The sequence below is a fragment of the Paenibacillus vietnamensis genome, from assembly GCF_020169515.1.
Taxonomy (GTDB): domain Bacteria; phylum Bacillota; class Bacilli; order Paenibacillales; family Paenibacillaceae; genus Pristimantibacillus; species Pristimantibacillus vietnamensis.
This window is the reverse complement of the sequence record NZ_JAHMHW010000002.1, coordinates 135,010-154,058: the sequence shown is the minus strand read 5'-3', so window position 1 is coordinate 154,058 and position 19,049 is coordinate 135,010. Positions and strand designations below refer to the sequence as shown.

22 protein-coding genes are annotated in these 19,049 nt (G+C 51.9%); all 22 read left to right on the top strand.

From position 1 onward, the window contains the following. Window positions 1-12: 12 nt before the first annotated feature. Window positions 13-216 carry a stage III sporulation protein AC gene (spoIIIAC, locus tag KP806_RS05670; protein ID WP_224722603.1) on the top strand — a complete coding sequence of 68 codons (204 nt, stop codon included), beginning with the start codon at window positions 13-15 and terminating at the stop codon, window positions 214-216. Between the two features lie 39 nt (window positions 217-255). Further along, window positions 256-651: a stage III sporulation protein AD gene (gene spoIIIAD / locus KP806_RS05665; protein WP_224722602.1), complete on the top strand. Its 396-nt coding sequence runs from the start codon at window positions 256-258 to the stop codon at window positions 649-651. A 5-nt stretch (window positions 652-656) separates the two neighbouring features. Beyond that, entirely contained in the window at window positions 657-1,910 is a 1,254-nt protein-coding gene (gene spoIIIAE, locus KP806_RS05660; protein WP_397376362.1) for a stage III sporulation protein AE, read from the top strand. Window positions 1,911-1,925: 15 nt separating this feature from the next. Continuing rightward, complete coding sequence (gene spoIIIAF, locus KP806_RS05655) at window positions 1,926-2,615, top strand: stage III sporulation protein AF (protein WP_224722601.1); 690 nt, start codon at window positions 1,926-1,928, stop codon at window positions 2,613-2,615. Window positions 2,616-2,649: 34 nt separating this feature from the next. After that, window positions 2,650-3,279 (top strand): stage III sporulation protein AG, encoded by a 630-nt coding sequence (spoIIIAG, locus tag KP806_RS05650; protein WP_224722600.1) that lies wholly within the window; start codon window positions 2,650-2,652, stop codon window positions 3,277-3,279. A gap of 43 nt (window positions 3,280-3,322) precedes the next feature. Beyond that, window positions 3,323-3,928, top strand: coding sequence for a SpoIIIAH-like family protein (locus KP806_RS05645; RefSeq protein ID WP_224722599.1), 606 nt, complete (start codon window positions 3,323-3,325; stop codon window positions 3,926-3,928). 237 nt (window positions 3,929-4,165) lie between these two features. Further along, window positions 4,166-4,666 carry an acetyl-CoA carboxylase biotin carboxyl carrier protein gene (gene accB, locus KP806_RS05640; RefSeq protein ID WP_224722598.1) on the top strand — a complete coding sequence of 167 codons (501 nt, stop codon included), beginning with the start codon at window positions 4,166-4,168 and terminating at the stop codon, window positions 4,664-4,666. A 52-nt stretch (window positions 4,667-4,718) separates the two neighbouring features. Next, entirely contained in the window at window positions 4,719-6,074 is a 1,356-nt protein-coding gene (accC, locus tag KP806_RS05635) for an acetyl-CoA carboxylase biotin carboxylase subunit (RefSeq protein ID WP_224722597.1), read from the top strand. A 147-nt stretch (window positions 6,075-6,221) separates the two neighbouring features. Continuing rightward, window positions 6,222-6,629 (top strand): Asp23/Gls24 family envelope stress response protein, encoded by a 408-nt coding sequence (locus KP806_RS05630; protein ID WP_224722596.1) that lies wholly within the window; start codon window positions 6,222-6,224, stop codon window positions 6,627-6,629. Between the two features lie 98 nt (window positions 6,630-6,727). Then, entirely contained in the window at window positions 6,728-7,285 is a 558-nt protein-coding gene (gene amaP, locus KP806_RS05625; protein WP_224722595.1) for an alkaline shock response membrane anchor protein AmaP, read from the top strand. A gap of 14 nt (window positions 7,286-7,299) precedes the next feature. Next, window positions 7,300-7,530 (top strand): DUF2273 domain-containing protein, encoded by a 231-nt coding sequence (locus KP806_RS05620; RefSeq protein WP_224722594.1) that lies wholly within the window; start codon window positions 7,300-7,302, stop codon window positions 7,528-7,530. Between the two features lie 254 nt (window positions 7,531-7,784). Beyond that, entirely contained in the window at window positions 7,785-8,228 is a 444-nt protein-coding gene (gene nusB, locus KP806_RS05615) for a transcription antitermination factor NusB (protein WP_224722593.1), read from the top strand. Window positions 8,229-8,272: 44 nt separating this feature from the next. After that, window positions 8,273-9,133: a bifunctional methylenetetrahydrofolate dehydrogenase/methenyltetrahydrofolate cyclohydrolase FolD gene (gene folD / locus KP806_RS05610; RefSeq protein ID WP_224722592.1), complete on the top strand. Its 861-nt coding sequence runs from the start codon at window positions 8,273-8,275 to the stop codon at window positions 9,131-9,133. Window positions 9,134-9,141: 8 nt separating this feature from the next. Then, complete coding sequence (gene xseA, locus KP806_RS05605) at window positions 9,142-10,491, top strand: exodeoxyribonuclease VII large subunit (RefSeq protein ID WP_224722591.1); 1,350 nt, start codon at window positions 9,142-9,144, stop codon at window positions 10,489-10,491. A 3-nt stretch (window positions 10,492-10,494) separates the two neighbouring features. Beyond that, entirely contained in the window at window positions 10,495-10,749 is a 255-nt protein-coding gene (xseB, locus tag KP806_RS05600) for an exodeoxyribonuclease VII small subunit (protein WP_224722590.1), read from the top strand. Between the two features lie 2 nt (window positions 10,750-10,751). Further along, window positions 10,752-11,666, top strand: a complete 915-nt coding sequence (locus tag KP806_RS05595; RefSeq protein ID WP_224722589.1) for a polyprenyl synthetase family protein — start codon at window positions 10,752-10,754, stop codon at window positions 11,664-11,666. 114 nt (window positions 11,667-11,780) lie between these two features. Further along, window positions 11,781-13,679, top strand: coding sequence for a 1-deoxy-D-xylulose-5-phosphate synthase (gene dxs / locus KP806_RS05590; RefSeq protein ID WP_224722588.1), 1,899 nt, complete (start codon window positions 11,781-11,783; stop codon window positions 13,677-13,679). Window positions 13,680-13,695: 16 nt separating this feature from the next. Then, window positions 13,696-14,520, top strand: a complete 825-nt coding sequence (locus KP806_RS05585) for a TlyA family RNA methyltransferase (protein ID WP_224722587.1) — start codon at window positions 13,696-13,698, stop codon at window positions 14,518-14,520. A 213-nt stretch (window positions 14,521-14,733) separates the two neighbouring features. Continuing rightward, complete coding sequence (locus KP806_RS05580; protein ID WP_224722586.1) at window positions 14,734-15,198, top strand: hypothetical protein; 465 nt, start codon at window positions 14,734-14,736, stop codon at window positions 15,196-15,198. A gap of 28 nt (window positions 15,199-15,226) precedes the next feature. Further along, window positions 15,227-15,679, top strand: coding sequence for a transcriptional regulator AhrC/ArgR (gene ahrC, locus KP806_RS05575; RefSeq protein WP_224722585.1), 453 nt, complete (start codon window positions 15,227-15,229; stop codon window positions 15,677-15,679). A 13-nt stretch (window positions 15,680-15,692) separates the two neighbouring features. Continuing rightward, window positions 15,693-17,405: a DNA repair protein RecN gene (gene recN / locus KP806_RS05570; protein ID WP_224722584.1), complete on the top strand. Its 1,713-nt coding sequence runs from the start codon at window positions 15,693-15,695 to the stop codon at window positions 17,403-17,405. 123 nt (window positions 17,406-17,528) lie between these two features. Beyond that, a complete protein-coding gene (gene spoIVB, locus KP806_RS05565) occupies window positions 17,529-18,857 on the top strand; it encodes a SpoIVB peptidase (protein WP_224722583.1) in 1,329 nt (442 codons plus the stop codon). Window positions 18,858-19,049 lie beyond the last annotated feature (192 nt).

Genomic DNA, 19,049 nt, shown 5'->3' with positions numbered 1-19,049 from the left:
GGTGCCGCACTGATGAATATGGATGTGAGCGCCATCTTCCAGATTGCCGGAATCGGAATCGTTATCGCGATGATCCATTCGGTGCTAAAGCAGATGGGGAAGGAAGATATGGCGCATTGGGTAACGGTTATCGGATTCGTCGTCGTATTGTTTATGGTCGTCCGGCTTCTGAACGATTTTTTCCAGGAAATTAAAGCGATCTTTTTGTTCCAGTAGACGCGGCTTCCGGGACGCGTGCGCAAGTAGGTGAACGAAGTGGAAATGATTCAAATCGTCGGTCTGGGACTGCTGGCAACCGTGCTTATCCTTGTCGTCCGGGAGCAGAAGCCGATGTTCGCATTTTTGCTCGCTGCTTTTACAGGCCTCTTCATCTTCCTGTATTTGATCGGCAAAATCGAGATCGTCATTACTGTGCTGGAGGATTTGGCCGACCGCTCGGGTATCCCGTCCATCTATCTGAAGACGATATTGAAAATTATCGGCATTGCCTACATCGCTGAATTTGGCGCTCAAATCGTCCGGGATGCCGGACAGGAAAGCATCGCATCAAAAATCGAATTTGCCGGCAAAATCTTCATTCTCGTCATGGCCGTTCCGATTATCAGCGTCATCGTCGAAACGGTGATCGGCCTGCTGCCGGCTGGGAGCTGATGCCAATGATCAAGCCGGCTTCCGCCCGGGACAGAGCCAGGCTGCTGCTCGCCGTTATGCTTGGGATGATCGTATTTTCATTAGCGTCAGGCTTCGGCGCCGCGAATGCGGCGGCTTCCGAAGATCCCCCTGCAGCCGATCAGCAAAAGCAGCAGATGGAACAGCTGACGAAGGAGCTGACGGCCGAGCAGCTGGATGGGGTCGATACGGATGCGGTTGAGACGTATTGGAATAAGCTGATGAGCGAATACGGAGGATTTTTTCCGGAGCAGCGTGTACCGAGCTTCGCAGAGATGATTCTTCCGGGCGGCGAAGGTCTCAAGCTGAAGGACATGCTGACGGGCCTGCTGAAATATTTTTGGCACGAGGTGCTGTACAACGGAAAGCTGCTCGTGACGATCGTCATGCTGACGGTGTTCAGCATGGTGCTGGAAACGATGCAGAACGCCTTTGAGAAAAATGCGGTCAGCAAGGTCGCTTACTCGATCATCTACATGGTGCTGATCATCATCGCGGTTAACAGCTTTAACGTAGCGATCGGGTATGCGAAAGGCGCGATCGAAAGCATGATACAGTTCATGCTGTCCATGGTGCCGCTGCTGCTGGTCCTGCTTGCTTCAATGGGCAATGTCGTCACCGTTTCGGTGCTTCACCCGCTGATCATCTTTATGATCCATGCCGTCGGAACGCTGATTTACACGGTAGTGTTTCCGCTCCTGTTTTTCTCGGCCGTGCTCCATATCGCAAGCGCGCTGTCCGAGAAGTTCAAGGTTACGCAGCTCGCCAATTTGCTCCGGACGATCGCCGTAAGCGTGCTGGGCGTGCTTATTACAGTGTTTCTCGGCGTGATTTCCGTTCAAGGCGCAACCGGCGCCGTTACCGACGGCGTAACGCTGCGGACCGCGAAGTTCGTTACAGGCAACTTCGTTCCGGTAGTCGGGCGGATGTTCTCGGATGCGGCGGATACCGTCATTTCCGCTTCGATGCTGGCCAAAAACGCAATCGGTCTTGCCGGAGTCATCATACTGCTGTTCATCAGCGCATTCCCTGCCATCAAAATATTAACGTTAGCGCTGATCTATAAAGTGTCGGCAGCCGTTATGCAGCCGCTGGGCGATTCGCCGATAGTCAGCTGCCTGGAGACGATCGGCAAAACGATGATATACGTGTTCGCGGCGCTCGCCGCCGTCAGTCTCATGTTTTTTCTGGCGGTTACGATCATTTTAACGGCAGGCAATGCGGCGATGATGGTGAGATAGGAAGGGGCGTATGAAGTGGTTGCCTGGTTAAGCGACTGGCTGCGGAACATTATCGCCGTAATCCTGCTTGCGGCGCTCGTCGAATTGCTGCTGCCGAACAAATCGATGCAGCGTTATGCGCGGCTGGTAGTCGGATTGTTCATTTTGCTGACGATCTTGTCGCCAATTTTGAAGCTGTTTCAAAGTGATATCGGCTCGCGGCTGGATTCGGGCCTCACACTTTTTAACGAAACCGTTATCCAGCGCGGCGCATCGATGAAAGGACTCGACCAAATCCAGCAGGATGCGGCGAAGCTGGCCGAAAAAAGAAATCAGGAAGCGGCAATTCTGGCCGAGCGGACGCTTGAGGAAAGCATGACCGCCGAGCTGAGAGAGCGGGCGGATGCCGGGATCGAACAGGTGGACGCCGAACTGAAATGGATTATCGAAAAGGGGAGCCAGACGCCTTATATCAGCCGGGTAACCGTTACGCTTAGGCCCGAGGATAAACAAGAGGAGGTGCCGGACGATGCCGTACCGGTGGAAGACGTGAAGTCGGTGATGGTCGATGTGACGTTAGATGAGTCGCAGGCGGGAAGCCCGTCGCCCGAACAAAGCTGGGCTCCGGCGGATCCGGCGGCTGCAGCGGAGGTCAGCGGCGTGCTCTCGGCCGGCTGGGGGCTGCGGGCGGATCAGATCATCGTCCGGCAGCCGGTGCCGACGTGATGGAGAGCTATAGCTGGAAAGGAGGTACGGCGCGGTGGCCAAGTGGCTGGAAGGCATAGAATCCGCGGTCGGAGGCGGCCCCGGCGGCCCGAAGCGGGTGCGGACGCTGAGATTATTGCTGATCGTAGGATTGATTGGCGCGGCGCTGATGATCATGAACTCATTCCTTACCTATAACGACGTCGAGCCGTCGGCTCAGGACCCTAATCCGCCTCCGTTGGATGAGGATGCTTGGGGCCCCGAAGCATCACCAAATTCGCCCTTCGCGGCAATCGAGCAGCCGCTCGAACAGAGGCTGAAGGACATTTTGGAGAAAATCGTTGGGGTCGGTTCGGTCGATGTGCTGGTGACGATCGATTCCACCGAAGAAATCGTAGTCAAAGAGCAAGTTAGCGAATCGGAGTCCGTCACCGAGGAGAATGACCGCAATGGAGGGAAACGGTACATTACCTCCAAAACAAGGGAAGGCAAGGTCGTCATCTACGAAGTATCGGGACAGCAAAAGCCGATCATTACCAAAACGATCAACCCTAGAATCAGAGGCATACTCATCGTCGCCAAAGGCGCCGAGAACGCCACGGTCAGACGTTTGCTCGTGAGTGCCGTGGAGAAAGGCGTAAGCGTGCCGGTCAACCGGATTGAAGTTGTTCCGAGCAAGCAGTAAGACAGAACAAATCAAATCCATACGAAAATTGGGAGGGTGTTTTATGAACACGAAAAGGCAAACGGTTTGGCTCGTATCGATGCTCAGTCTGATGGTCGTATTGTCCGCCTACTATTTATTCACGCAGGACATTGATTCGCCGAACGTATTGACCGACGGCACGCAAACCGAGGATGCGGCCGGAAATGCGACGGAAGCGGCAGCTGACGGCAGCGAGGTGGTCGTGAATGACACGGGCGGCACGATCAGCGGGGCCGATCAGGACGTGCTTGACCTGATCGAAGAGCAAGGAATTGCTTACGGCGGCATTTTCAGCGAGCTGATGACGAAACGCGAAGCGCAAAACGCGGAAGAGGAAAACCGGATTATGGCGGAAATCGCCAAAACGGAAACGAAGCAGGAGGAGTCGGTTGCGGCGATCGCCGAGCTGGAGCAGTTCGAGGATAAAGTATCCAAAATTTCCACTATCGAATCCGAGCTGATGAAGGAATACGAAATTGCATTAGTGAATCAAGAAGGCGATCATTTCAAGGTGGTTGTGTCCAGCGAAACGCTTGAGAAAAAACAGGCGGCGGACATTATCAAGCTTGTGATGAGCACGATGGAAGTGGCTGCGGACCAAGTATCCGTTCAGTACGTCACCCAGTAGACTGTCGGCACCGAACGCATAAAAAAGAACCCGCCGGACCCAGCGATCTCGCTGGATCCGGCGGGTTTTTCCTTTTTTGGCCGTCCGCAAAACAAAAAAAAATTCGTGTTCAGGCCCGTTTATGATATAATGTTAAACGTTATGTGAAAGAATTGGATAGATTGGCATACATTCAATTGAATGTGGACGGTCTGGAAAGCCATGTTGCTATCGCAAATTTAAGGAGTGAAACGATTCATGTTCAAACTGAGCGAGATTAAAGAATTGATCAAATTAGTTGATCAAACTTCCGTTCATGAGCTGGAAATTGAAAACGAAGGGACACGCCTGCTCATCCGCAAGCCTGGCAAAACGGAAGTGGTGAATGTGCAAGCGGCTCCAATTACGCATACATATACGCCTGCGCCGCTGCAAGCTCAGCCGGTGCATCCTGCAGCTCCTGCCGCTGCGCAGCAAGCCGCCCCGGAAGCCGCGCAGTCGCGCACTGCGGCAGAGAATTTGCATCAGATCGTTTCGCCGATGGTCGGCACGTTCTACAGCGCGCCTTCGCCGGAAGCGGGCCCGTTCGTCAAAGTAGGCGACCGCGTGCAGGAGAAGAGTGTCGTCTGCATTCTCGAAGCGATGAAGCTGATGAACGAGCTGGAAGCCGAGGTTCGCGGAGAAATCGTGGAAATTCTGGTTTCAAACGGACAGCTCGTCGAATACGGTCAGCCTCTGTTCCTTGTTAAGCCGGAATAATCGATATGATCGGCATTGATTAGGGATACTGATGCTTGAAAGGGGTTCCTACGTGAAATTTCAAAAAATATTAATCGCAAACCGCGGCGAGATCGCGGTGCGCATAATTCGAGCTTGCCGGGAGCTCGGAATCAGCACGGTTGCCGTGTATTCCGAAGCGGACCGCGATTCGCTTCATGTCCGCTTGGCGGATGAAGCCTACTGCATCGGCCCGACGGCGTCGAAGGACAGCTACCTGAACTTGACGAATATTATGAGCGTTGCCACGATAACCGAATGCGACGCCATTCATCCGGGCTACGGCTTCCTTGCGGAAAACGCAGACTTCGCGGAAATTTGCGAGTCTTGCAACATTACGTTTATCGGTCCTTCGCCGGATGCGATCAATCGGATGGGAGACAAGGCGGTTGCTAAGCTGACGATGAAGTCGGCCGATGTTCCGATCATTCCGGGCTCGGACGGGCTTGTTGAAAGCTTGGACGATGCAGTCGCCGTAGCAAGGGAAATCGGCTATCCGGTCATTATCAAGGCAACAGCCGGAGGCGGCGGCAAAGGGATCCGCATCGCAGAGGACGAGACGACGCTGATCCAGCAGATTACGACTGCACAGCAGGAAGCGCAGAAGGCGTTCGGCAATGCTGGCGTGTATCTGGAGAAGTATTTGACGGGAATGAAGCATGTCGAGATCCAGATTATGGCCGATAAGCACGGCAATGCCGTGCATCTGTTCGAGCGCGACTGCTCGGTGCAGCGCAGAAGGCAGAAGCTTGTAGAGGAAGCGCCATGTCCGGTATTGTCGCCGGAGCTTCGCGAGCAAATGGGACAAGCCGCCGTGCGCGCAGCCCTCGCCGTGAACTATTCGGGCGCCGGCACGCTGGAGTTTCTGCTTGGACCGGATGGCAATTTCTACTTTATGGAGATGAACACCCGGATCCAGGTCGAGCATCCCGTCACCGAGATGATTACGAACGTGGACTTGATCAAAGAAATGATTTCGGTAGCTGAGGGCAACCCGTTGTCGTTCTCGCAGAACGATTTGAAGATCAATGGCTGGTCGATCGAATGCCGGATTAACGCCGAGGATTCGGAGCGCAATTTCATGCCTTCACCGGGGAATATTCCGTTCTACCTGCCGCCGGGCGGCGCAGGAGTGCGCATAGACAGTGCGGTTTATCCGGGCTATACGATATCGCCGCATTACGATTCGATGATTGCGAAGCTGATCGTATGGGGGGCGACCCGCGACGAAGCGATTGCGAGAATGAAGCGCGCGCTTTCCGAATTTGCAATAGATGGGATCCGGACGACGATCCCTTTCCATCTGAAGCTGCTGAACCATTCGAAATTCGTTCAAGGCAACTTCGATATCAAGTTCCTGGAAGAGAACGATATTAACGCGCCGGAATAAGTAAAAAGACAAGATAGCGAACATGATGTGAACATGCTGTATAGTTTGTCATATTTCAAGCCGAATGTTATAGTATATTAACAAGATGCGGTTTATTGCTTGGCTAAGAGCCTTGCATACGCAACTTTAAGGAGGTGTACAAGTAACATGAGTACGATTGCTGCTGAATATGAGAGAACGGACATTGGCACCATTCAGATCGCACCGGAGGTTATCGAGGTTATCGCCGGGCTTGCAACGATCGAAGTGCAAGGCGTTGCCGGTATGAGCGGCGGTTTTGCCGGCGGTATCGTAGAGCTTCTCGGCCGTAAGAACCTGTCCAAAGGGGTTAAGGTCGAAGTGGGACAGCGCGAAGCTGCTGTCGATGTTTCTATCATCGTGGAGTACGGCAACCGGATTCCGGAAATCGCGTCGGAAATTCAACGGAACGTCAAACGTTCGATTGAAATGATGACCGGCCTCGGTGTTGTCGAAGTAAACGTACATATTCACGATGTACATTTCAAGACGCCTGATAAACCGGAAGAAGAAGAGCAACCTAATAGAGTTAAGTAATTAACGTTAATTCATATTCTGTTCAACCCCCTCGTGAATGGGCATGCCGCTCGGCGCAAGGGGGTTTTCATTCGGCTTCACAGGAGGAGGCGCAACACTTGGTAAGAGTCGTGGACAAGCTGTTTTTGTTTTTGTACAGCATTATTATTGGTTGCCTATCCGTCTTGCTGCTCGTACTTGGATTCGGCGGGATTTCCAGCGAGCTGATGAATGAATTCGTCGGGGATTTGTACAGGCTCGATTCCTTGCAGATTACTGTAGCCGTTCTGGGAGTTGTACTTTTTGTATTAAGCCTGCGTTTTTTTGTCGTATCGCTTTCCCGCGGCAGCGCATCCGCGCCTTCGATTGACCAGCGGACCGATTTCGGCGATATCCGGATTTCCATCGAAACGATCGAAAATCTTGCTTTGAAGGCGGCATCCCGCCAACGCGGCGTGAAGGACCTGCGCGCGCGCATCCGTGCGACCGATGCCGGACTCGATATTGTCATTCGCGCGGTTGTCGACGGGGAGTCTTCCATACCTGCATTGACGGAAGAAATTCAACGGACCGTAAAAGAGCATGTGGAAGACATCGCCGGAATCCCGGTTACGAATGTCTCTGTATACGTTGCGAACATCATCCAAACCAGTACGTTTAAGAGTCGCGTAGAATAGAGGTGGGTTTGCCGATGTGGAGGGAATTTTTGGCCGTTTACGGGAAGCGTGCGGCCGGCGCAGCCATCGGACTATTTTTCGGTCTGCTATACTTGATTGTCGGTTTTTGGGATATGCTCTTTGTAGGGCTGCTCATTTTTATTGGTTACTGGATCGGCATGCAGAAGGAATTGAACGACGGGCCCGTATTTCCATGGCAGCGGCTTTGGTATTCGCTCCTTGAAAGATTTCGGCCCTTCAAATGATCCTGTGGTCTCCTCCGTACTCCGTATTCCGGATCGCCGCTTATTCGGGGCAGGGAGGAGATCATAGGTTTTTTTTGGGATAACCCTTTTCAAAATATAGGAAAGTATAAGTTTTCTCCATACTTGGCCTATACTTCTCGAAATGAAACGCGTGCCGCGCCGCCAAAGGACGGCGTCAGTCGTTTCACCTTGAGTTAAACGCATAAAAGTGCTTCAACTACTATAATCGGCAAACATGCTGCCGCGGAGGTCTTATGAAACGAAGATTAGCACGGGAAATCGCAGTATCGAGCTTATATCAAATGGAAATGAACGAGGTATCGGCATCCGAGGCGGTCGATATGCTGATGGACGAGCTTCGTCAGGAAAATGAAATCGGCGCCGATCCGTCGGAGGCGGGCAGTACGGATGAGTTCGCGCGCGAGCTTGTGAACGGCGTGCTGGAGCATAAGCAAGCGATCGACGGGATGCTGCAGCAGTATTTGACTGGCTGGCAGGTGGACCGTTTATCCCGCGTCGACCGTCAGGTGCTCCGCTTGGCGTGCTACGAAATGGTGTTCCGCGACGACGTTCCGCCAAAAGCGACAATCAACGAAGCGATTGAACTCGCCAAGCATTTCGGATTCGAGGAATCCGGGAAGTTCGTTAACGGCGTTCTGGGCAAGCTGCTGCAAGAAATCGACGAGCTTAAAGCTTGATTGAAATTTATTTTATTTAACTTTGCCAAAAGGAGACTGAAGCTATGAGCGCACAAATTATTGCAGGCAAACAAATATCCGATCTTATCCGGGAAGAGATGATTGCGGAAGCGGCTAACCTCAAAGAAAAAGGAATCGTTCCGGGACTGGCGGTCGTTCTCGTTGGAGAAGACCCGGCATCCAAGGTTTATGTCGGTTCGAAGGAAAAGGCCTGCCATCAGCTCGGTTTTTACTCGGAGGTTCACCGTCTGCCGGAGGACACTAGCGAAACCGACTTGCTGGCGCTTATCGACCGTCTGAACAACCAGGCGACGATTAACGGAATTCTCGTGCAGCTGCCGCTGCCGAAGCACATTAACGAGAAGGCGGTCATCGACGCGATTCGCGTCGATAAGGACGTAGACGGCTTCCATCCGGAAAGCGTCGGGAATCTGGTAATCGGTGACGACAGCCTCCTGCCATGTACGCCGGCAGGCGTAATTGAACTGATTAAGCGCAGCGGAGTCGATATCTCCGGCAAGCATGCAGTCGTGATCGGCAGAAGCAATATCGTTGGCAAGCCTGTCGCCATGCTTCTGCTTCGGGAGAACGCAACGGTTACGATTTGTCATTCCCGTACGGATAATATGGAGGAAATCGCGAAGCAGGCTGATATTCTCGTTGTCGCTATAGGCAAGGCTAAGGCGATTGGCTCCCGATTCGTCAAACCGGGCGCCGTTGTCATCGATGTTGGCATTAACCGTCTGCCTGACGGCAAGCTGGCCGGCGATGTCGATTATGAGGATTGCCTTGATACTGCCGGATTCATTACACCGGTACCGGGCGGAGTAGGGCCGATGACGATCACAATGCTGATGAAAAATACGATTACGGCGGCAAAACGGGCAAACGGAATCAGGGAGTGACGTTTAGCATGGCGAATCAGCCTCGCATCTTTTCCATTAAGGAACTGAATCGATACATTCGTATGAAACTGGAATCCGATTCGCTGCTTGGGGATATTTGGCTGCGCGGCGAGATTTCCAATTTTACGCACCATTCCAGCGGGCATATGTATTTTACGCTCAAGGACAAAGACAGCAGAGTGAAAAGCATTATGTTCGCATCACATAACCAGCGGCTGCCGTTTATCCCGAAAGAAGGCACGAAGGTGCTCGCTAGGGGAAACGTATCGGTTTACGAGCGAGACGGCAATTATCAGTTTTACGTAACGGCCATGCAGCCGGATGGAATCGGCAGCTTATATTTGGCCTTTGAGCAGCTGAAGAGCAAGCTGGATGCGGAAGGATTGTTCGACGCCGCACGCAAGCGTCCCATACCTGCACATCCAAGAGCCGTCGGCGTTATTACTTCGCCGACGGGAGCTGCCGTCCGGGATATTCTGATTACGCTGCAAAGACGTTTTCCTTCCATCCCGGTATACATCTATCCGGTATTGGTGCAGGGAACGCAAGCCGCGCCTTCGATCGTGAAAGCGATCGAAGCAATGAACCGTTTCGGCGAAACGGACGTATTAATCGTGGGGCGCGGCGGAGGCTCCCTGGAGGAACTGTGGGCCTTTAACGAGGAAGCGGTAGCGCGCAGCATTGCGGCATCCGTTATTCCGATCATTAGTGCGGTAGGTCATGAGACCGATTTTACAATTGCGGATTTTGCAGCCGATTTGAGAGCGGCAACGCCTACTGCGGCAGCAGAGCTGGCCGTGCCTCACTTATCCGAGCTGCGCAGCCGGCTGGAGCGTCAGCTGCAGCGGCTGCATCAAGGGATGCGATACAAGCTCCAGGAGGATAGGGAGAAACTGCAGCGCTTGCAGCGTTCGCCTTTCTTTCTGTACCCTCGCAAATATTTGCTGGAGCAGGCTGAGCGGCTGGACCGTCTGACCGATAAGCTGGAGCAGCGGACCCGGTTGACCGCCGAACGCGGCCATACAAGGCTCGCGAGACTCCGGACCGCGCTGGCCAGCCATCATCCGGGCGAACGGGCTGCGTATGCAGCCAAAAGGCGAGAAGGGCTGAGCAAGCAGCTTGAGCATGCTATGGCTTCCCTTCTCAAGGAACGAAAGCTAGCCCTGCACGGAACGATACGGCAATTGGATGCTTTGAGCCCGCTTAAGGTGATGTCAAGAGGCTACGGGCTCGTTTACGACGAGAACGAGGACCGCTTGATCAAATCAGTCGCAGGTGTCGAGCCCGGCAATATCGTGAAAGTAAAGGTCGCGGACGGGCGGCTGGACTGCCGGGTGCTGGATGTGAAAGGAGATTAATCAATGGATTCGATAAACAATGGCGAATTAAGCTTCGAACAGGCAATGGAACGGCTGGATTCGATCGTATCCAAGCTCGAGAACGGTGACGTGCCTTTGGAAACGGCGATCGAATTGTTCCAGGAAGGCATGAAGCTGTCCCGGCTTTGCGGCAGCAAGCTGGAGCAGGTCGAACAAAAGATCGAAATGTTGATTGAGACGGAACAAGGCTTCCAGAAAAAAACGTTTGCGCCGGTAAACGACGACAAAGGGGAATAAGCTTGAGCGAAAGGTCGGCAATTAAACCATATTTAAAACAGTGCGCGGAGCTGATTGAGGCTTCCTTGAAACAGTCGATTCCGTCAGATTGGGATGTACCGGACAAACTAAAAGAAGCGATGTTCTATTCCCTTGAAGCCGGAGGCAAGCGTCTTCGCCCCGCATTTATTTTATCGGCTGCGGAAGCTGTACAAGGGAAGCGGGAAGCGCTGGAGGCTGCAATCCCGGTTGCATGCTCTGTGGAATACATTCATACCTATTCCCTGATCCATGACGATTTGCCAGCGATGGATAACGATGATTTCCGAAGAGGAAAGCCGACAAATCATAAAGTTTTCGGTGAAGCGATGGCTATTCTTGCAGGAGATGCACTGCTTACACACGCATTCCACCTTATTCCGCAGGCTGCCCGCAGAGGGGGAATCGACGCTGAGACAGCACTAGCTATCGTAGAGGATTTGGCGAAGCTTGCCGGTGCACCCGGCATGGTGGGCGGTCAAGTAGCGGATATGCTCGGGGAGCAGGGGATTACTTCCATTAGCGAACTCGAATATATTCACTTGCACAAAACAAGCGACCTCATCGTTTTTTCGGTAACGGCAGGGGGCCGAATCGGCGGCGCTTCCGAGAAACAGCTTGAGCTGCTTGCCAGGTACGGCCGTAATATCGGTCTTGCCTTCCAAATTCAGGACGATATCCTTGATCTGATCGGGGATGAGCAAAAGCTGGGCAAAAAAACGAACAGCGACGTGCAGCAGAATAAAGTCACGTATCCGTTCCTTATCGGCTTGGAAGAAAGCAAAGCGCAAGTGGAACGGCTGACCCAGGAAGCGAAATCAGCCATACTTGAGGCAGGTTTTCAAGATCCGCTGCGCCTGCTGGAAATTGCGGATTATCTCGTTCAGCGCGACCATTAAGCATCATTTTGGCCAATGCGGTTTGGGATTAAAAACGCAGTATGCTATAATAGGTAAAATGTAGATGTTCATGGGACGGTTTGTACAGACGTCCGCGAAAGCGAGGAAAGTAACGTGCTGCTTGACCAGATAAACGGACCTCAAGATTTGAAAGCTTTGACGATCGCTCAGCTCGAGCAATTGGCAGAAGAAATCCGCCAGTTTCTTATCGAGAAGCTTTCCGTTACGGGGGGTCACCTGGCTCCGAATTTGGGAGTAGTCGAATTGACCCTGGCCATGCATTATTTATTTAATAGTCCGGACGATAAATTTATTTTTGACGTTGGTCATCAATCTTATGTCCACAAAATTTTAACCGGCCGCAAGGACCGCTTCGACACGCTGCGCAAATACAAAGGATTATGCGGCTTTGTCAAGCGCTCGGAGAGCGAGCATGATGTTTGGGAAGCCGGGCACAGCAGTACTTCTCTGTCCGCCGCTATGGGTATGGTGCTCGCCCGCGACCTGAAAGGTGAACGCAATAGAGTCGTCGCGGTAATCGGAGACGGAGCACTGACCGGCGGTATGGCGCTGGAAGCGTTGAATCATATCGGTCACGAGAAGAAAAACTTGATGGTTATTCTCAATGACAACGAAATGTCGATCGCACCGAACGTAGGCGCACTGCATCATTATTTAGGTAAAATCCGGACCGACCGCCATTACCAGAAAGCCAAAGACGATCTTCAGCAGCTGCTGAACAAAATTCCGGCAATCGGAGGCAAGCTGGCCAAGACGGCGGAGCGGTTTAAGGACAGCCTGAAATATTTGCTTGTCAGCGGCATTTTGTTCGAGCAATTCGGGTTTACGTATTTGGGACCCGTGGACGGTCATGACATGGAGCAGGTGCTCGATATGCTGAAGCAAGCGGATCAGGTTCAAGGTCCCGTGCTCGTGCATGTTCTTACCGTGAAAGGCAAGGGTTATTCTCCTGCCGAAGCTGATTCCTTCAAATGGCATGGCATCACGCCGTACAAGATCGAATCCGGGCAGGTGCTTAAAGCGGTCGGTCCTCCCGTCTATACGGATGTATTCGGCGACATGCTGATCGAGCTTGCCGAGAAAGATAAGCGAATTGTTGCGGTTACGCCTGCTATGCCGGGAGGCTCCGGACTTCTGAAATTTGCAGCTAAATTTCCGGACCGGATGATCGACGTGGGCATCGCCGAGCAGCATGCCGCCACGATGTCGGCAGCGCTTGCGATGGAAGGCTTAAAGCCGGTATTTGCGGTATATTCGACGTTCCTGCAGCGCGCATACGATCAGGTTGTACACGATATTTGCCGTCAAAATCTGAACGTCATTTTTGCAATTGACCGGGCAGGCTTCGTAGGCCCTGACGGTGAAACCCATCATGGCGTTTATGATATCGCGTTTTTGAGGCATGTACCCAATATCGTCATCATGATGCCTAAAGACGAGAACGAGCTCAGGCAAATGCTGAAGACGGCCGTTGACTATAATGACGGTCCGATCGCAGTTCGTTATCCGCGTATAGCCGGACTCGGCGTTGAACTGGATGCTAATCCCGAGGCTCTGCCGATCGGTCGTTGGGAGACGGTGCGAGAAGGCGATTCCGGCGTTATTCTGGCTATTGGGCCGATGATTCAGGTCGCGGAGGAAGCGGCTGAGCTGCTTAAGCGTGAAGGTCTTAACATCCAGATCGTCAATGCCAGATTCATTAAGCCGCTGGACGAACAGATGCTAATGCAGCTCGCGTCAGAGGGCAAACATATAATTGTTCTGGAGGAAGGCTCTGAGCTGGGAGGCTTCGGCAGCTCGGTGCTTGAGTTTTACTCGCTTAAAGGCATTTACAGCCAGCCAGTGCGTATTATCGGGGTACCCGATCTGTTCGTGGAGCATGGGACGATCAAGGAGCAGCGGCATGAAATCGGCTTGACCGCCGAGCGGGTAGCCACGGAGTTTAAATCGATGCTTCCCCGACGCATCAAGCGGGTAACGGGACAGCAATGAGGCTTGAAGGTGAATAATGACGACAGCGAAAGAAAGAATAGACGTGCTTTTGGTGGAGCGCGGCTTTTATGACAGCAGGGTAAAGGCCAAGGCCGCCTTAATGGCCGGCTTGGTGCTTGTAAATGACGAGCCTGTCGACAAGGGTGGAATGAAGGTCGCACGAACGGCTGACATAAAGGTGAAAGGCGCCCTTCATCCTTATGTGAGCCGCGGCGGCTTAAAGCTGGAAAAAGCGATCCGCGAGTTCCAGATCGATTTGAACGGACGAGTTATGCTGGACATTGGGGCATCGACGGGCGGATTTACGGATTGCGCCCTTCAGAACGGGGCCTCCTATGTTTATGCGATTGACGTCGGCTACAATCAGCTGGACTGGTCACTTCGCCAGGACGAAAGAGTCCATGTGATGGAACGGACGAACTTTCGCTATACTCAGCCGGCCGATTTGACCGGACCTATGCCTACCTTTGCCACGATTGACGTTTCCTTCATCTCTTTAAAGCTTATTTTGCCTGCTTTATCGACGTTATTAGCAGGAGGTTCCGGCGTTGTGGCGCTCATTAAGCCGCAGTTCGAGGCAGGCCGGGAAAAAGTCGGCAAATCGGGCGTCGTCCGTGATCCGTCGGTTCATAAGGATGTGCTTCAGACGGTGCTGACAGCTGCTGCCGAACTTGGCTATGCTTTGCGGAATTTAACCTTTTCGCCCATTACGGGCGGAGAAGGGAATATCGAATTTTTGGCTTATTGGGAATGGACGGGAGCCCCTAACGACCGGATTCCCGATGAATCGGAGATTCGGTCCGTCGTTAAATCGGCTGCCGAAACGTTTACAGCGGGATAATTTAATATGGATAGAAGATGCCTTCCAGTTCAAAAACTGAAATAAGGCATCTTTTTTCTTATAGGGATTCGGTGCAATTTTCCTTGCGGTGAATGGTTGTATTTGTTAAACTAGAATTACCAAACAGGTGTTCGCAGTTCTTCCGACAGGAAATTGCCCTCATGAAGTCGAACGATTAAGGGAGAGGCATTCCTTTTTGAAATGGGGGATTGGATGGATTCCTATTTGGACTGGTTGATTATGGTGCTGGCAGGATCGCTAATCCTGTTTTGGGTGTTCAGAGCCTTTTACCGGTGGCTGCACGAGCCATCCAATGTCAATCGACTTCGATTGGGCAAAGGAGGCGAGCTGAAGCCTGACGACGAGAATGTATTACTGCTTGAGCAGGCAGGTTATGAGGTTAGCTCTGGCAAGCACATTATCCCGATTCCGGTTTATTTGGACGGTGTACCGCTTGGCAAGGGCAGCCGGTTATATATAGATTATATTGCGGAAATGGATAAGGACATCTATATTGTGAAGACATCACGGGAGCGCATGCCGATGGAATGGACGGCAAGCGGCGTAAGGGACAGGCTGCTCATCTATTCGCTTCTCCTTCCCGAATGCGCGGGAGTGTTATTTGTAGATTCGAAAGACAAGGTGGTTCGTAAGATTACGTTCCCTATCGTGGACTAAGTAAACTTATGACTTATGGAGGGTTCATATGAAAGGTATTCGCCAGTTTAGAATTAAAGAGATTATTACCAATCATGCGATCGAAACGCAGGAAGAGCTAGTCGAAGCGCTGCGCTCAACCGGCATGCAGGTGACGCAAGCAACCGTATCGCGCGATATGAAAGAGCTTATGCTGATTAAAGTTCCCGCAGGCGAAGGGAAATACAAATACTCCATGCCGCAAGAGCAGCAGCGTCCGAATCCGATTCATAAACTGAAGCGGGCATTGCTGGATCATTTCGTACATATCGACTTTACGGATAATTTAGTCGTTATGAAGTGCTTGCCCGGCTCGGCCAATGCGATCGGGGCACTTATAGACAATATGGAATGGCAAGAAGTAATGGGCACCATTTGCGGCGACGATACGATTCTGATGATTTGCCGGACAAAGACGCAAAGCGGCGAAGTCGTTGAGCGTTTGCTCGAGCTTTTGAACTAAGGAGGCGCTAGTCATGCTGCGTGAGCTTTCAATTCGCAATCTAGCGGTGATTGAGGAAGTCAACGTTACGTTCCATTATGGATTCCATGTGCTGACCGGCGAAACGGGAGCGGGTAAATCGATATTGATCGATGCGCTCAGTCTCGTCGTGGGGGGCAGAGGTTCCGCAGATATGGTGAGATACGGCTGCGATAAGGCCGAAATGGAAGCTATGTTCGATATGGCGCCGACACATCCCGTCTGGCAGGTTCTGAGCAAATTAGGCGTAAACGCTTGCCAGGAAGAGATGCTCGTTATCCGCCGCGAGCTGTCCTCGCACGGGAAGAGCAGCAGCAGAGTGAACGGACAGCTCGTTACGATGACGATGCTGCGGGAAATCGGCGAATGTCTCGTTAACATCCATGGACAGCACGAGCATCAGTCGTTGCTTCGTACGGAGCAGCATTTGGAGTGGCTCGACCTGTTCGCCGGTGATTTGTTGATTGAACGGAAGCAGCAATATCGTCTCGTTTACGGACAGCTTCAGCAAGCGAGAGCGTCCTTGCGTGATCTGGAGAATTCCGCCAGGCAGAACGTTCAGATGCTCGATTTGTATCGATTCCAAATCGAAGAAATTTCCAGTGCCAGGTTAAAGCCGCAGGAGGACGAATTGCTTGCCGAGCAGCGGCGCAAGCTAATGTATGCAGGCAAGAGAATGGATGCCGTATCAGAAGCTTATTCGCTGCTTTACGGTGGCAAAGGACTTGACGCCATCAGCAAAGCGATATCTAAACTTACGGATATCCAGACATATGATGCGGCGAAGCTTAGTCCCCTTCTTGAGCAGCTTCAATCCGCTTTCTACCAGGCTGAAGATGCGGCTTTCCAGCTTAGGGACTATCGCGACGGAATCGAATCCGATCCCGAGCTGCTCTCGCAAGTAGATGACAGGCTGGATCTGATCAACGGATTGAAACGTAAGTATGGAGAAACGATTCCTGATATTTTAGCTTATTTAGAGAAGACGTCGATTGCACGCGACAATATTGAAAATCGGGATCAGCTTCTGGAGGAGCTGCGAGCGGAAGAAATGCGCTTGTATAAGGAAGCGCTGGAGCTCGCGAAGGAGCTGTCCAAGCTACGCAGCCATGCAGCTGCTAAGCTGTCGGATGCGATTGAGAAGGAGCTTGGTCAGTTGCAAATGCCGGCGGCCAAATTCCGCGTGCAGCTGGATCAGCCCATCCAGGAATCGACGGAAGAGGCAGCTTTCCGGCTGCATACGAATGGAATGGACGAAGCGGTATTCATGTTATCCACGAATCCGGGGGAGCCGCTTAAACCGCTAAGCAAAATTGCATCCGGAGGCGAGATGTCACGGATTATGCTCGCCTTGAAGAGCATTTTTGCTGAAATTGATCAGGTTCCCGTACTTATATTTGATGAAGTCGATACAGGGGTCAGCGGCCGTGCCGCGCAAGCCATCGCAGAGAAAATGTCACAGCTTGCGGCAAAATGCCAAGTGTTCTCGATTACGCATTTGCCGCAGGTAGCTTGCATGGCCGATCATCATTACGAAATTCGAAAGCAGGTTATCGACGCCCGTACTTCCACTTCGGTTACGGAGCTGATTGGAACAGTGCGCATCGAGGAGCTGGCTCGTATGCTGGGCGGGGTGGAAGTAACGGAAAAAACAAGGCATCACGCTCAAGAAATGCTTGATCTGGCTCACAGACAGAAGGGGGCGTAATGGAAGCCATTCAGGGAATGTTTTTGCGGACATAAAACGAACGGGTCGGGGTAACTTAAAGGTACGCCAATGGCGAAAATGCCTTCTACGTCATGCGATGGAATTACAGGGAGCGTGAAATCATTGAACTCCAGTCAACGGAAGCGATGGTTTGGCCTTGTTCTCGTTTTCTTCATCTGCATGATCGGGAGCTCCACCCCGTTTCAACATTTTGCCGCTATTCCGAATGAACTCCGTTTATTCTCCGGGCAACTGAAACGTTTACAATATGGAGTACCCGTTCATGCTGAGGTAACGGTCGACCCTCGAATGCTTCAGATTAACGGTTCTTCCAGTAACTCGCTGTCCGTCAATTTGAACGAACCACTGTCGTTACAATCGAATCAAAGCGGTCAAACGAAATTGAAAGTGAAATTATTTGGTAAAATCCCATTTAAGACAGTTAAAGTGAATGTAGTGCCTGATCTAAGGGTCGTTCCCGGAGGTCAAACGATCGGCGTCAAGGTGAAGTCGGCCGGAGTTCTTGTAGTCGGACATCACCAGGTGTTGGATAAGAACGGAGCGAAGCAATCTCCAGGTGAGAATGCGGGCTTGCGCTTAGGCGACTTAATCGTAAAGATTAATGGCATAAGCGTAAATGAAGTCCATAAAGTTGCAAAGCTGAGCGAAGAAGCCGGAACCGAAAACCGTCCGCTGTTAGTCAGCTACAAACGTGACGGCAAGATGGGTGAAACGCGGTTAACGCCTCTGTATGACGCAGAGGACAAAGCTTGGAGGCTGGGATTGTATATTCGCGATTCAGCCGCAGGTGTCGGCACGCTGACGTTCTATGCGCCAGATCAGGGCGTCTACGGGGCGCTGGGGCATGTCATTACGGATATGGATACGCAAACTCCTATTGAGGTAGGAGAAGGCCAAATTCTCCAGTCCAGTGTTACGTCGATTAATAAGAGTCAAAATGGCGAACCGGGAGAAAAAAGGGCTCATTTTGTGAAGGAAAGCAAGATATTGGGCAATGTCGAACGCAATACTCCATTCGGGATTTTCGGCAAAATGGATGAAGCTCCTACGCATAGCTACAATGAGAATACGGTGCCTGTAGCTTTTGCAGAAGATGTAAAAGAGGGACCGGCACAAATCTTAACCGTAGTTAGCGGTCAGAAGGTGGAAAGGTTCGATATTGAAATCGTGCATGTATCCAAGCAGTCGGGTCCTGCAACAAAAGGGATGGTCATTAAAATTACCGACAAGAGGCTGCTGAACAAGACCGGCGGCATCGTTCAAGGAATGTCGGGAAGCCCGATCATTCAAGACGGCAAGCTGGTCGGCGCAGTAACCCATGTATTCGTGAACGATCCTTCCTCGGGCTACGGCTGTTATATCGAGTGGATGCTGCAGGATGCAGGTGTTTTGCTCAAATCGGCAAACGGCAAAATCGATACCGCAGCATAACCGTGTTAAAATCGCACAAAAAAAGGCTGGATTTGCTGCCAATTCAAATCCAGCCTTTTTTTGCTGCAATCCAGTTAAGTCGAATAAAAAACGCAGATCCTTTAAACGGACTGAAGAATTTTGTCGAATCGAAGCGAAATCGATCGGTACGTGTAATAAATTTTTAATTATATCGAAAGCCGATAAAAAAAT